At 73.5% G+C, this 13,859-nt stretch carries 12 protein-coding genes and 1 pseudogene; 1 reads left to right on the top strand and 12 read right to left on the bottom strand.

From position 1 onward, the window contains the following. Window positions 1-6: 6 nt before the first annotated feature. Window positions 7-1,344: an HNH endonuclease signature motif containing protein gene (locus BJZ21_RS10810; protein WP_179663751.1), complete on the bottom strand. Its 1,338-nt coding sequence runs from the start codon at window positions 1,342-1,344 to the stop codon at window positions 7-9. 176 nt (window positions 1,345-1,520) lie between these two features. Between BJZ21_RS10810 and BJZ21_RS10815 the strand changes: the two genes are divergently transcribed. Further along, entirely contained in the window at window positions 1,521-1,736 is a 216-nt protein-coding gene (locus tag BJZ21_RS10815; RefSeq protein ID WP_179663752.1) for a hypothetical protein, read from the top strand. A 74-nt stretch (window positions 1,737-1,810) separates the two neighbouring features. Here BJZ21_RS10815 and BJZ21_RS10820 read toward each other — a convergent pair. The 11 genes and pseudogenes from BJZ21_RS10820 to BJZ21_RS10870 form a co-directional block, all read right to left on the bottom strand. Then, window positions 1,811-3,077 (bottom strand): annotated as a pseudogene (locus tag BJZ21_RS10820) (IS256 family transposase). 604 nt (window positions 3,078-3,681) lie between these two features. Beyond that, window positions 3,682-4,113 (bottom strand): type II 3-dehydroquinate dehydratase, encoded by a 432-nt coding sequence (locus tag BJZ21_RS10825; protein WP_179663753.1) that lies wholly within the window; start codon window positions 4,111-4,113, stop codon window positions 3,682-3,684. After that, window positions 4,110-5,744 carry a 3-dehydroquinate synthase gene (gene aroB, locus BJZ21_RS10830; RefSeq protein WP_179663754.1) on the bottom strand — a complete coding sequence of 545 codons (1,635 nt, stop codon included), beginning with the start codon at window positions 5,742-5,744 and terminating at the stop codon, window positions 4,110-4,112. The genes BJZ21_RS10825 and aroB overlap by 4 nt, the downstream gene beginning before the upstream one ends. Before the next feature lie 8 nt (window positions 5,745-5,752). Further along, window positions 5,753-6,931, bottom strand: coding sequence for a chorismate synthase (aroC, locus tag BJZ21_RS10835; RefSeq protein ID WP_179663755.1), 1,179 nt, complete (start codon window positions 6,929-6,931; stop codon window positions 5,753-5,755). A gap of 34 nt (window positions 6,932-6,965) precedes the next feature. Next, on the bottom strand, window positions 6,966-7,742 hold the full coding sequence (locus BJZ21_RS21750) for a prepilin peptidase (protein WP_179663756.1): 777 nt from the start codon (window positions 7,740-7,742) through the stop codon (window positions 6,966-6,968). After that, window positions 7,739-8,554, bottom strand: a complete 816-nt coding sequence (locus BJZ21_RS10845; RefSeq protein ID WP_179663757.1) for a shikimate dehydrogenase — start codon at window positions 8,552-8,554, stop codon at window positions 7,739-7,741. Before BJZ21_RS10845 ends, BJZ21_RS21750 begins: the two co-directional genes overlap by 4 nt. A 26-nt stretch (window positions 8,555-8,580) precedes the next feature. Then, the gene (gene mltG, locus BJZ21_RS10850) at window positions 8,581-9,828 is read right to left on the bottom strand and encodes an endolytic transglycosylase MltG (RefSeq protein ID WP_343052099.1); all 1,248 of its coding nucleotides are present in this window, start codon (window positions 9,826-9,828) and stop codon (window positions 8,581-8,583) included. Further along, a complete protein-coding gene (ruvX, locus tag BJZ21_RS10855) occupies window positions 9,825-10,286 on the bottom strand; it encodes a Holliday junction resolvase RuvX (protein ID WP_179663758.1) in 462 nt (153 codons plus the stop codon). Before ruvX ends, mltG begins: the two co-directional genes overlap by 4 nt. Window position 10,287: 1 nt before the next feature. Further along, window positions 10,288-13,020: an alanine--tRNA ligase gene (gene alaS, locus BJZ21_RS10860; RefSeq protein WP_179663759.1), complete on the bottom strand. Its 2,733-nt coding sequence runs from the start codon at window positions 13,018-13,020 to the stop codon at window positions 10,288-10,290. Beyond that, window positions 13,020-13,373 carry a DUF6167 family protein gene (locus tag BJZ21_RS10865; protein WP_179663760.1) on the bottom strand — a complete coding sequence of 118 codons (354 nt, stop codon included), beginning with the start codon at window positions 13,371-13,373 and terminating at the stop codon, window positions 13,020-13,022. Before BJZ21_RS10865 ends, alaS begins: the two co-directional genes overlap by 1 nt. Beyond that, window positions 13,370-13,855 (bottom strand): hypothetical protein, encoded by a 486-nt coding sequence (locus tag BJZ21_RS10870; protein WP_179663761.1) that lies wholly within the window; start codon window positions 13,853-13,855, stop codon window positions 13,370-13,372. The genes BJZ21_RS10865 and BJZ21_RS10870 overlap by 4 nt, the downstream gene beginning before the upstream one ends. Window positions 13,856-13,859 lie beyond the last annotated feature (4 nt).

Here is a 13,859-nt window from a genome sequence, read left to right on the forward strand (position 1 = left end):
CGCCGCTCATTCTCGTCGGGGTCGCCACCTGATCCACGCCTGTTCGACGCCGTGTCTGGGTGGGGGTCGGAACTCCGGGCGTCCGTCGGTGGGGTCGAGGCGGACCTGCCATGGGGTGTGGTGGAGGACCCGGTGGTGGTGGCCACACAGCAGCACCAGGTTCGGCAGGGACGTGGGGCCGCCGTCGGCCCAGTGGTGGATGTGGTGGGCCTGGCACATCACCGGTGGCCGGGTGCAGCCGGGGAACGCACAATGCGCGTCGCGGCAGACGAGCGCGGTCCACAGCGCGGCGGTGACCAGCCGGTTGGCCCGGCCCACGTCCAACACCTGGCCCAGGGTGCCGAGCACGACGGGGATCACGTCGGCGTCGCAGGCCAGCCGCCGGACCGCGGCGGGTGAGAGGTGCCCACCATCCTCGGTGACCCCGCCATCTGTCCCGCCGGGGCTCCGTGATCTGAGCTGGGTGCGGAGCGAGTCCAGGTCGGTGGTGACCGCGAGCCGGGGCCGGGCGCCGTGGCACTCGGGCGGCAGATCGGTGCCCAGCGCGTGCTGGGCGACCTGGACCAGGGCGTCCCACATCCGGGTGCCGTGGTCACGCGGGTCGGTCTGCACCTGCTCGTCGGGGTGGTCGGGGTCGAGGGCGGGGGCGGGCTTGGTCAGCGGCAGCAGGGCGGCCTTGAGGATCGCGGCGTCCTCCACGGTCCCGCGGCCCTTCAACCACGCCCCACCCGCACCGTCGTCGGTGATCGAGAGGAACCGGTGCAGGTGGGCGGCACGTTCCTCGCGGTCGAGCTTCTGCTGCTGGCGGCGTTCCTCGCCGTCTGGGTCGACCACCGCGGCGATCTTCTTGCCCACCACCGCCAGCGCGGTGGCATCCAGCCGGGTGGCCTCGGCCAGCAGCACCTGCTCGGCGCGGCAGCGCAGGGCCTCGTCGTGGGGCAGCGCGTCGACGGCGTCGACGATCACCGCCGCCTGCTCCGGCGACACCTCCCCACGGGTCAGCGCGACGTGGGTCGCGGTCCGCTCGCCCACGAGCACCGGCGCCTGCCGCACCACTCGCCGCCCCGACCGGCGGTGCCGGCCCGCGGTGTGGGTGAACCAGTCCCCGGTCGACCCCCACGCCAACTCCCGCTTCGCGACCCCACGGGCCTCGACCTCGGCCACGACCGAGGCCTGCACCGCGGCCAGGTGAGAGCGCAGCACCTCGATCTGCTCGTTCGCCGCCACCAGCTCCTCGCCCGACCGGGCCGCCCACAGCACGCCATCGACATCCCCGACCAGGGCGTTGGCCGCCGCGACCACGCCCGCGGGGCTGGTCGGTGCGAGGGTCGGCGGCTGCTCCATGCCACGACTCAACCAGCGACCACCGACGGTCAGCGCCCCTCCGGACGGGTTACCCACAGCCCCAGATCACGAAACGATAACGGTTCCTGTGTCGCTCAGCGTGGATATTCGACGCTCGAGCGGCGCCACCATCCGGTTGATTGCGTCGGGATGGCCTGGACGGCACGATCAGCGGCATGAGCGACCGCGTGCCCCGAAGCAAACGTGCCCGATGGGTCGTGGGCTTCGTTGCGGCCTTGGCGCTGCTGACGGGTGCTGCGTTCCTGGCAGAGTTCCTGTTCGCCCTGTGGTACGAAGGAATGCCTCCGATGCTTGTAGCTGGGGTAGCGGTGGTAATCCTGGCGATCGTGGCAGTGGCGATGGCACGCGTGCGAAGATCTGCCAAGCAGTAGCCCGAACCCGCTCAGCGCAGGGTCAAGTCCCGTGGCGTGGTGTACGAAGTTGATCCTTCGTTCGGGCGTGTCGGTCAGGCGGTGAGTGCCTCCTTGTCGGTGGTGTTGTCGGTGGTGGCTTCGCCGGTCACCAGAGTCATGCGGGAGCGGGCCAGGACGTCGAGGCCGAGGTAGCGCCGACCCTCGGCCCATTCGTCGTGCTGCTCGGCCAGGACCGCGCCGACCAGGCGGATGATCGCGTCGCGGTTGGGGAAGATGCCGACGACGTCGGTGCGGCGGCGGATCTCGCGGTTGAGCCGCTCGTTGGGGTTGTTGGACCAGATCTGGCGCCACACCCCACGGGGAAGCAGGTGAAGGCGAGGATGTCGGCGCCGGCGCCGTCGAGGTGGTCATGAACCTTCGGCAGGTCTCGGCGACGGCGTCGAGGAGCCTTGTCGAACTGGGCGTGCACGGCTTCGGCGTCGGGCTGGTCGTAGACGCTGTGCAGCATCGCCTTAACCCCTGCCCAGGCCGCCTTGGGGGTGGCGGCCATCAGGTTGGCCGCGTAGTGGGTGCGGCAGCGCTGCCACGACGCGCCGGGCAACGCGGCGGCGATCGCCTCCACGAGGCCGGCGTGGGCGTCGCTGGTGACCAGCGCGACCCGGTCAGCCCCCGGGCGACCAGGTCGCGGAAGAAGGTCAGCCAGCCGGCGTGGGTCTCCCCGGTGGCCACCTGGATCCCGAGGACCTCGCGATGTCCGTCGGCGTTGACGCCGGTGGCGACCATGACCGACACATTGAGCACCCGGCCGCCCTCGCGGACCTTCATGGTCAGCGCGTCGGTGGCCACGAATGTGTACGGACCGGCGTCTAGTGGCCGGCTGCGGAAGTCGGCGACGTGGGCATCGAGATCGCGGGCCATCACGCTGACCTGGGACTTGGACAGGCCCGTGATGCCCAGGGACTGCACCAGCTTGTCCATCCGCCGCGTCGAGACCCCCAGCAGGTAGCAGGTCGCCACCACCGAGGTCAGCGCGGACTCCGCGCGGCGGCGTCGCTCGAGCAGCCACTCGGGAAAGTAGGTCCCCGAACGCAGCTTGGGGATCGCCACGTCCACGGTGCCCATCCGAGTGTCCAGGTCGCGGTGCCGGTAGCCGTTGCGGGAGTTGACCCGCTCGGTCGACCGGCTGTTGTAGGCCGCCCCGCACACCGCGTCGGCCTCGGCGCCGAGCAGCGCGTTGACGAAGGTGGACAACAACTCGCGCATCAGGTCCGGGAAGGCCTGCGCGAGCTGCTCGTGCAAGAACTCCCCCGGGTCCAACATCGTGGTCAGAGCAGGGTCGATACTGGGTCCAGCGGTCATCGTGGTGTCCTTCTTCGAGTCGGTTTTCGCAGATCACTCGAAGGATCCACCCGGTGGCCGCGCCTACGTCGCAGGCACGCGCTCACTCAGGTCCGTCGTACACCACTCTGCTGGACTCCACTCAGCGCAGGGACGGCGCGCTGCGCCGGTCGGTGTGGCGGCGCTGCTCTGATGGGTGACCGCGGCGGGCGGCGAGGTGGTCGCGGATGAGGCTGGTCCAGCGGTCGTGGTGAACCCAGCCGTTGCGTTTCGCGGCGTGGCGCGGTAGCCATCCCACTGCTCCACCGCGAGCTGTGCGGAGCGCAGGCGCGCCGTTGAGGGGGGGGTCGGCCGGGTTCTCCAGCACGCTGCGCGGCAAGCGGCGTGGCTGAGGAGGTACCAGGCTGCTTGAAGAGCTCCCCGCCCCGCACGCTCGCGGACCGCGGCTGCGGTGCTGCGGTAGGTCGCGCCGGGGCGCCGGCCGGCCCTTCCACGGCTCAAGCGTGGCCTGGCACTCCGGGCAGGCGTGTGCCTCGCCGGAGACGGCCACGACGCGTGGGAGTGTCTCGGTGCAGCGGTGCGGCTGCCCGGTCTTGGGATGGCACCACCCTCGTGGTCATCACCGCTAGGCGCCGGCGGCGAGCCGTTCCAGCGCGATCCGGTAGCCGTCGATCCCGTGCCCGGCGACCACGTCCACCGCGTGCGGCGAGACCACCGAGGTGTGCCGGAACTCCTCCGGGCGCTGGGACGGGTCGGAGATGTGGACCTCGACCAGCGGCGCCTCGAGCTGGGCGCAGGCGTCGTAGATCGCGTAGGAGTAGTGGGTCCAGGCGGCCGCGTTGAGGACCACCGCGGTCCGGTCGTCCGCGGCCGCGTTGAGCCAGTCCAGCAGGACGCCCTCGTGGTTGGTCTGCCGGACCTCGACGTCCAGGCCCAGGTCGCGCCCCCACTCCACGCAGCGGTGCGCGAGCTCGGCGTGCGTGGTGGTGCCGTAGATCTCGGGCTGTCGCCGGCCCAGGCGCCCCAGGTTGGGTCCGTTCAGCACCAGCACCTTCATGCCTGCCCCTCTCCCCCTCGTGACAGCGCCGCGAAGGCGCCGCGCAGGTCCTCCTCCGACGGCCCGGCCAGCACCGTGGGCCGGCCGAGGTCGCGGAGCACGACGAACCGCAGCTGCGAGCCGCGCGCCTTCTTGTCCACCCTCATCGCGGCGAGCAGCTCCTCGAAGCCGGCGCCGGCGTACGTCGTCGGCAGGCCGACCCGCGCCAGCACGCTGCGGTGCCGGGCGGCGACGTCGGCGGACAGGACGCCGGTGCGGCGGGCCAGCTCGGCGACGAAGACGCAGCCGAGCGCCACGGCCTCGCCGTGCCGGATGCGGTAGCCCTCGGCGCGCTCGATCGCATGACCGAGGGTGTGCCCGTAGTTCAGCGCCTCGCGGCCCGGGTGGCCGTCCACGCCGCCGGTCTCCTTCAGGTCGGTGACCACCACGGCGATCTTGACCCCGATGGCGCGCTCGACCAGCTCGCGCAGCACCGGTGAGTCCGCGGTGATCTCCTCGGGGGCCACGCCCTCGACCAGGTCCAGGATCGCCGGGTCGGCGATGAAGCCGCACTTGACGACCTCCCCCAGGCCGGCGACCAGCTCCGCCCGCGGCAGCGAGCGCAGCAGTCCGAGGTCGCACAGCACGCCGGCGGGCTCGTGGAAGGAGCCGACCAGGTTCTTGCCGGAGCCGGTGTTCACCCCGGTCTTGCCGCCCACGGCCGCGTCCACCATCGCGAGCAGCGTCGTGGGCACGTGCACGACCCGCACGCCGCGCAGCCAGGTCGCCGCGACGAACCCGCCCAGGTCGGTGGTCGCGCCGCCGCCGACGGTGACGACCGCGTCGGACCGGGTGAACCCCGCCTCGCCGAGCGCCTCCCAGCAGGCCGCCGCGACGGCCGGGGTCTTGGCCGACTCGCCGTCCGGGACCGGCAGCCGGAGCACGTCGTACGACGCCGCGAGCGTGCGCAGCACGGGCTCCGCCAGCTGCTCGAGGGTCTCGGGCAGCACCACGGCCACCCGCTGCACGCCCGAGCCGAGGAGCTCGGGCAGCCGGCCGGCCAGGTCGGTGCCGACCACGACGTCGTACGGCGCGGCCCCGCGCACCGGCAGCACGGTGTCCGCGGCGTGCGGCTCGCCGGACGCCGGGCCGTCCGCCAGGGCGGCGAGGACCTCCCGGGCCACGTCCTCGGGCGTGCGCCCGTCGGTCTCGACGACGAGGCCGGCCACGGACTCATAGATCGGGGTGCGCTCGTCGAGCAGCGCCTTGATCCGGCCGCGCACGTTGCCGAGCAACAGCGGCCGCGAGGAGCCCAGGCCCACCCGCTTGACCGCGTCGGCGAGCCCGACCCGGAGGAACACCACGCGGTGCCCGGCCAGACGCTCGCGGGTCTCGGGGTCGAGGACGGCGCCGCCGCCCAGGGCCAGCACCCCGTCGTGCTCGCTCAGCGCCGCAGCGACGGCGCTCTTCTCGAGGCGCCGGAACTCCGCCTCGCCCGACTCGATGAACAGGTCGGGGATGCTGCGGCCCACGGCCGCCTCGATGTCAGCGTCGGTGTCCCGGGCGGTGACCCCCCAGGCGTCGGCGAGCAGCCGCGCGACCGTCGTCTTGCCGGCGCCCATGGGACCGACCAGCACCACGCGCGGGCTCATCGGCCGGCTCACCGGAAGCGCAGGGTGTCGAGGTAGGACTGCGCGTTGCGGCGGGTCTCGCGCACCGAGTCGCCACCGAACTTCTCCAGCACCGCGTCGGCGACCACCAGTGCGACCATCGCCTCGGCGACGATGCCGGCCGCCGGGACGGCGCACACGTCGGAGCGCTGGTGGTGGGCCACGGCCTCCTCGCCGGTGGCCAGGTCGACCGTGCGCAGCGCGCGCGGCACGGTCGCGATCGGCTTCATCGCCGCGCGGACCCGCAGCAGGTCGCCGGTGGTCATGCCGCCCTCGGTGCCACCCGAGCGCCCGCCGGTGCGCCGGATGCCCTCGCTGGTGGGGACCATCTCGTCGTGGGCCAGGGAGCCCGGGGTCGCGGCCAGCGCGAAGCCGTCCCCGATCTCGACGCCCTTGATGGCCTGGATGCCCATCAGGGCGCCGGCCAGCCGCGAGTCCAGGCGCCGGTCCCAGTGGACGTGGGACCCCAGCCCCGGGGGCAGGCCCTCCACGATCACCTCGACCACGCCGCCGAGGGTGTCGCCGTCCTTGTGGGCCTCGTCGATGCGGGCCGTCATCGCGGCGCTCGCCTCGGGGTCCAGGCAGCGCACCGGGTCGGCATCGAGCCGGGCCACGTCGCCCGGGCCCGGGATGCTGCCGGCCGGCGCCCGCACGCCGCCGAGCTCCACCACGTGGGAGACCACGTGCGCGCCCACGCTCTGCTCGAGGAAGTTCGACGCGACCCGGCCCAGCGCGACCCGGGCGGCGGTCTCGCGGGCCGAGGCCCGCTCGAGGACCGGCCTGGCCTCGTCGAAGTCGTACTTCTGCATGCCGACGAGGTCGGCGTGTCCGGGCCGCGGCCGGGTCAGCGGGGCGTTGCGCGCCAGCGCCTCAAGCTCCACCGGGTCGACGGGGTCGGCCGACATCACCTTGTCCCACTTGGGCCACTCGGTGTTGCCGACCTCGATCGCGACCGGGCCGCCGAGGGTGCGGCCGTGGCGGACGCCGCCGACGATCGTGACCTCGTCCTGCTCGAACTTCATCCGGGCCCCGCGCCCGTAGCCCAGGCGGCGGCGCGCCAGCGAGTCGGCGATGTCGGAGGTCGTGACCGTCACGTGGGCGGGGAGACCCTCGAGGATCGCGACCAGGGACGGTCCGTGGGACTCCCCCGCGGTGAGCCAGCGCAGCATGGCGTCAGTGTTTCACGAGCGCATCGCCGCGGATTCAGGCCGCCCCACCGGCGAGATGGGACCACAGGCCGGCCCCGGCGGCGAGCCCGACCAGGGCGCCCAGCAGCATCGCCGGACCGAACGGGAGCGCGGTGCGCAACAGCCGGCGGTCCCGGCGCCACAGCGCCACCAGCAGGCCGGGGACCCCGAAGACCAGGAACGCGGCGTAGGTCCCGACGGCGAGCTCGGCCCACCCGAACCACGCCAGCTCCAGGCCCAGCAGCGCGGCGAGCCGGACGTCGCCGAAGCCGAGCCCGGCCGAGTCGACCCACCACAGCACCCAGAAGACGGACCGGGCGGCCACCATCCCGACCAGCGCCCGCACCAGCGCGTGACCGTCCCCGGTGACCGCCGCGCACGCACCGACGAGCGCGATCGCCAGCCAGGTCATCGGCAGCACGACGACCTTCGGCAACAGCCGGGTGCGCAGGTCGACATACCCCAGCAGCACCGCGACGGGCACCGTCGGGAGCAGGAACAGCAGCGGCCAGGACCAGCCCACGCTGGCCACGACCACCACGGCCGCGGCCGCCGACAGGCCAGCGGTGCGCCACCGCAGGCCGGCGCGCGCGGCGACCGCCGAGAACGCCGGCGTCGGAGCCGGCGGCGGACCGGGTTCCGCATCGGGCGGCGGACCGGGCGGATCCGGCGCCGCGCCCGACGACGGTGCGGGGAGCCGGCGGATCAGGGTCGGTACGCCGAGCCCGGCCAGGCCGCACACCAGGCCGCACACCGGGGCCGCGACGAGCGCGGCCGTGGGGACGGCACTCACAACGAGGCCTGGCGCCGGGCCAGCGCCTCGGCACCCGCCCCGCGCATCGCCTCCAGCGGCGCGGCCACCCCGGTGAACAGCTCGAACTGCAGCGCCGCCTGGTGCGCCAGCAGGTCCAGCCCGGTGACCAGGACCCCCGAGCTCGCGGTGGCCAGCGGCGTGGGCCAGGGGTCGTAGAGCACCTCGAAGATCACGGGGGCGTCCGCGCAGCGAGCCACCAGCCGCGGCTCCTGGGCCACCGCCGGGATCGTCGAGACCACGACCTCGCCCCGGACCGGACCGTCGGCCAGCGCTGCGACCTCGACGTGGACGCCGGCCGGGTGTCGCGCGATGGCCTCGACCGCCTCCGCCGCCCGCTCCGGGGCGCGCACGAGCAGCGTGACCGTGCGCGCACCGAGCTCGCACAGGGCCAGGCCGGTCGACGCGGCCGTCGCCCCTCCGCCCAGCACCGTGGCCGCGGTGACCGGCCCGTCGTACCGCTCCCGGACCGCCGCGACCGCCCCGGGCAGGTCGCTGTTGTCCGCCAGGACCGGCACGCCGCCCTCGAGCACGAGCGTGTTGGCCGCCCCCGCGAGCAGCGCCCGGTCGGTGCAGCGCGCTGCCAGCCGCAACGCCACCCGCTTGAGCGGCATCGTCAGCGACAGGCCGCGCCACCCCTCGTCGAGGCCCGCGAGGAAGCCGGCCAGGTCGTCCTCACCGACCCGGGCCGAGCCGTAGCTCCAGCCCTCGAGGCCCGCCGCCGCGTAGCCGGCCCGGTGCAGCACCGGCGACAGCGAGTGGGCGATCGGGTCGCCCAGCACGGCGCACTTCATCGTCCCCGCCCGGTCCCGTCCCTCGCTCAGCAGGCGCCGGCCGACTCGGTCGCGCAGTACTGGCGCAGCTCGTCCTTGTACTTCAGGAACTCGTCGTAGCTGCTGGCGAACTTCGTCTCGCCGGTCTTCAGGTTGACCGTGACGTAGTAGTACCAGTCGCCGTCCGCGGGATGGGTCGCCGCCCGCAGGGCGTCGTCGCCGGGCGCCTCGATCGGCGTCGGGGGCAGGCCCGGGTTCTGGTAGGTGTTGTACGGCGAGTCGATCTTCAGGTCGTCGGTCGTGGGCACGGCCGTGAGCTTGTTGTCCGCGGCGTAGTCCACCGTGGCGTCGATCTGCAACAGGTGGCCGGTCTCACTGCCCTCGAGCCGGTTGTAGATCACCCGCGCGATCTTCGGCATGTAGCTGCCGCGACCCTCGGCCTGGACCAGGCTGGCGACGATCATCAGGTCACCGGGGCTGTAGCCCAGCCGCTTCGCCGCACCCTTCAGGTCGGCGTCGGCGGCCGCCTGCTTCCAGCGGGTGACCATGTCGCGCAGGATCGAGGTCGGGGTCGCCTTCGGCCCGAAGTCGTAGGTCGCCGGGAAGAGGTAGCCCTCGGCGTTCCCGTGCGCGTAGGGCGGGAGCCCCAGCTTCGCCGGCTTGGCGAGCACCTTCGTGAACTGGCCGCGCGAGAAGTCGGTGGCATCGGCCAGCAGGCCGACCACATCGGTCACGCGCAGGCCCTCGGGGATCGTCACGGAGTTCTTCATCAGGTTCCCGGGGTCGACGAGGACCTCCAGCGCGTCGGCGGCCGGCATCTCCTTCTTCAGCGGGTAGAAGCCGACCTGGATGCCGGTGGAGTCGGGGTTGGCGCTCGCGGCGCCGGTGAACGCCTCGACCGAGGCGACGACCCCGGCCGCCTTCAGGTTGCGCCCGATCTCGGCGACCGAGTCCCCGTCGTGGACCTGGAAGGTGACCTTCCCGTGCCCGGGGCCGGCGTAGTCCTCCGGCGAGCTGAACTGGTCGCGCAGGAACCCGACGCCGCGGGTCACGCCGACGTAGAACACCGCGACCACGATCGCCAGCGCCACCAGCACGGCCAGGCAGCTCTTGACGCCCTTTCGCTTGCGCCGGCGACCGCCGCGCCCGGGGTGCATCGGAACGAGGTCGTCCTCGTCGGCCGCCGGGACCTGGTCGTCGTACGGCGCTCGCGGCGCCGGCGCCTCGAGCGCCTCCTCGTCGCGGGGTGTGGTGCTCCCGGAGGGATGGGGCTGGGCCTCGTCGTGATGGGTCACTCGTCCGTCTCCTCGACGATCTCGCCCGGCGCCGCCCCCGTTGCGCGCTCGGTGTCCAGTGCGTGCTGCAGGATCAAGACGGCCGCTGCCTGGTCGACCACGGCCCGTCGTCGGCCGCCCTTGCGGCCACGGTCGCGCAGCATAGCCTCCGCCGACACCGTCGTCAGCCGCTCGTCGACCAGCCGCACCGGGACCGGAGCCACCCGGCGGGCCAGCCGGCCGGCGAACTCGCGCACCTTCGCCGCCGCCGGGCCCTCACTGCCCGAGAGCGACCGGGGCAGCCCGACCACCACCTCGACCGCCTCCTCCTCCGCCAGCAGGCGGGCTAGGCGGGCGAGGTCGCCCTTGCCGGCCCTGACCGTCTCGACCGGGGTGGCCAGCATCCCGCTCGGGTCGCTGCGGGCGACGCCGATGCGGGCGTCGCCCGGGTCGATCCCGAGCCGGACGCCGGACCGCACCTCAGGCCCCGGGCTGACCGGTGGCGCGGGCGACCTCGGTGCCGACCAGCGCGATCGCCTCGTCGAGCCGGGAGGCGTCGCCGCCGCCGCCCTGGGCCACGTCGTCCTTGCCGCCGCCGCGGCCGCCCACCAGCGGGCCCACCGCCCGGACCAGCTCGTTGGCGCTGACCCCGCGGCTGCGCGCCTGGTCGTTGACCGCCGCGACCACCGCCACCTTGGTGTCGGCCCCGGACCCGGTCGACCCGATGATCACGACCACGCCGGGCTCGCCCGCGGCCAGCCGGCCGCGGACGTCGAGCGCGAGCGTGCGGACGTCGCCGCCACCGGCGCCGTCGGCGCGGTGGGCCACGACCTTGACGCCGTTGACGTCGACCGCGTCCGCCGCCAGCTGGGCACCGTTCGCGAGCAGCTGGGCGAGGCGGACCTTCTCGATCTCCTTCTCGGCCGTGCGCAGCTTCTCCACGATGTCGTGAACGCGCTCGGGCAGCATCTCGGGGCGCACCTTCAGCGCCTCGGAGAGCTGGGCGACCAGCACGTGCTCGCGCGCGAGGAAGCGGTACGCGTCGCCGCCGACCAGCGCCTCGACCCGGCGTACGCCGGAGCCGATCGAGGACTCCCCGAGCAGCTTGACCACGCCGAGCTGGCCGGACCGGTGCGCGTGCGTGCCGCCGCAGAGCTCGCGGGCCCAGTCGCCGACCGAGATCACCCGCACCTGGTCGCCGTACTTCTCCCCGAACAGCGCCATGGCGCCGGACTTCACGGCGTCCTCCTGGCTCATCAGCTCCGCGTGCACGGCGAGGTCGGCGAGCACCAGGTCGTTGACCCGTTCCTCGACGTCCTGCATGACCGAGGTCGGGACCGAGCCGGTGGCGGAGAAGTCGAACCGGAACCGGCCCGGGGAGTTCTCCGAGCCCGCCTGGGTGGCGGTCTCCCCCAGCGCCTCGCGGAAGGCCTTGTGCACCATGTGGGTCGCGGTGTGCGACCGGGAGATCGAGCGCCGGCGCTCGATGTCGACCCGGCCCTGGGCGGCCAGGCCGGGGGTCACCTCGCCGGAGAGCACCAGGGCCTTGTGCACGACCAGGCCGGTGATCGGCGACTGCACGTCGCGGACCTGCAGCAGCGCGCCGTTCTCGAGCTCGATGACGCCCTGGTCGGCGAGCTGTCCGCCGCCCTCGGCGTAGAAGGGTGTGCGGTCCAGCACGAGCTCGACCTCGTCGCCCTCACGCGCCGAGGCGACCACGCCACCGGCGGTGACCAGGCCGCGCACGGCTCCCTCGGTCACCACGTCGGTGTAGCCGGTGAACTCGACCGCCCGCCCCAGGGAGTCCGCGACCTCGCGGTAGGCCCGCGCGTCGCGGTGCTGGCCCTTCTTCGCCTTGGCGTCGGCCTTGGCCCGCTCGCGCTGCTCGGTCATCAGCCGTCGGAAGCCCGCCTCGTCGACGCTGAGCCCCTGCTCGGAGGCCATCTCGAGGGTGAGGTCGATGGGGAAGCCGTAGGTGTCGTGGAGCGCGAACGCCTTGTCACCGGAGAGCTGGGAGCCGCCCCCGGACCTGAGCTCGGTGGTGGCCAGGTCGAAGATCGCGGTGCCGGCGCGCAGGGTCTGGCGGAACGCGTCCTCCTCCGCGTAGGCGACGGTCGAGATCCGCTCCCAGTCGCGGTGCAGCTCGCCGTAGGTCTCGCCCATCTTGTCGCGGCTGACCGGCATCAGCTCCGGCAGCGCGCGGTCCTCGAAGCCGAGCAGCCGCATCGAGCGGACCGCGCGACGGAGCAGCCGGCGCAGCACGTAGCCGCGGGCCTCGTTGCCGGGGACCACACCGTCGGCGATCAGCATCATCGAGGAGCGGACGTGGTCGGCGACCACCCGGAACCGGACGTCGTCCTCGTGGCCCTGCTGGCCTCCGGCGCCGTACCGGCGGCCGGTGAGCTCCATGGCCTTCTCGATGACCGGGAACATCACGTCGATCTCGTACATGTTCTCCCTGCCCTGGAGCAGGAAGGCGACGCGCTCGAGGCCCATGCCGGTGTCGATGTTCTTCTTCGGCAGGCTCCCGGCGATGTCGAAGTCGGACTTCGAGCGCACCGCGCTGAGCTCGTCCTGCATGAAGACCAGGTTCCAGATCTCCAGCAGCCGGTCCTCGAGCGCGAAGGGCATGTCGGGTCCGAGCCGGGCGGCGTCGAAGTCGGGGCCGTACGCCGGGCCACGGTCGTAGAGGATCTCCGAGCACGGGCCGCCGGGGCCCGGTACGCCCATCGACCAGTAGTTCTCCTTCTTGCCCAGGCGCAGGATCCGCTCCTCGGGCAGTCCGGTGATCTTCTTCCACAGCTCGAGCGCCTCGGGGTCGTCGTCGTAGACGCTCGGGTAGAGCCGGCTCTCCTCCAGCCCCCAGCCGCCGTCCTCACGCGAGCGCGTGACCAGCTCCCAGGCCAGCTCGATGGCCCCCTGCTTGAAGTAGTCGCCGAAGGAGAAGTTGCCGCACATCTCGAAGAACGTGCCGTGCCGGGTGGTCTTGCCGACGTCCTCGATGTCGGGGGTCCGCACGCACTTCTGCACGCTGGTGGCCCGCCGGTAGGGCGGGGTCTCCTGGCCGAGGAAGTAGGGCTTGAACGGCACCATGCCGGCGTTGACGAACAGCAGGTTCGGGTCGTCGAGCAGCAGCGAGGCGGACGGCACCGCCTGGTGGCCGTTGCGCTCGAAGTGAGCGACGAACCTCCGGCGAATCTCCGCGGTGTCCATCAGTGGCTGCCTTCCTGGATGTCGGTGGTGCTGAGGTCGGGGTGCTGCCCGGGGCCTTCGGGGTGCTGGCCAGCTGCGACGGGGGCGCCGAGCGGGTCCGGTGCGGCGCGGTGCCGGCCGGCGGCGAGCTGTGGCCGTCCATCAGGCACCAGCCCGTAGCGCTGCCGCAACTCGGTTTCCTTCTCGGCGTAGCCCTGGGCCACCTCGTCGCGGAACAGCCGGGCGCCCGCCTCCAGCCCGTGCCACCGGTCGCGCAGCCCCTCGGCGGTGAGCGCCTCGGCCATCCGGCGGCCGCGCACCATCGCGTAGACGCCGGCGCCGGCGCCGGCGACGAACCAGATGCCCCGGCTCATGCGGCGTCCGCGGTCGGGTCGGCCGAGCGCCGGCGCCGCGCGAGGTCGCGCAGCTCGCGGCGGCGCTGCTTGCGCGCCGCCCGGGTCTGCCGCCGCACCTCGGAGCGGATCCGGTGGCGGGTCTCGGGGGCCAGCGCGCGGCGCAGCCCGTGGGCGAGCGAGCCGGCCTTGACGACGCTCTCGCGCAGCACGAGGTCGGCGAAGAGCGCCCGGTCCAGCGGGGCCGGCGCGTCGTCGGCGACCGGCTCGGGCCGGTCGCCGAGGTGGGTGATGACGAACTCGGTCTGTGGCCGGTGTGGGGACGCCGGAGCGGGCGGGGTCGCCAGCCGGCGTTCGATCTCGTCGACCTGGGCGCGCAGCGACGCGGCCTCGGCGTGGGCCGCGCTCAGCTCGCGTCCGGTGCGCGCGCGCTCGCGGACCAGCAGCACGAGCAGGACCAGCGTGAGGACGGCCATCACCCCGGTCGCGATCCATTGCTGCATGGTG

It is taken from the genome of Nocardioides panaciterrulae (genome assembly GCF_013409645.1).
Taxonomy (GTDB): domain Bacteria; phylum Actinomycetota; class Actinomycetes; order Propionibacteriales; family Nocardioidaceae; genus Nocardioides; species Nocardioides panaciterrulae.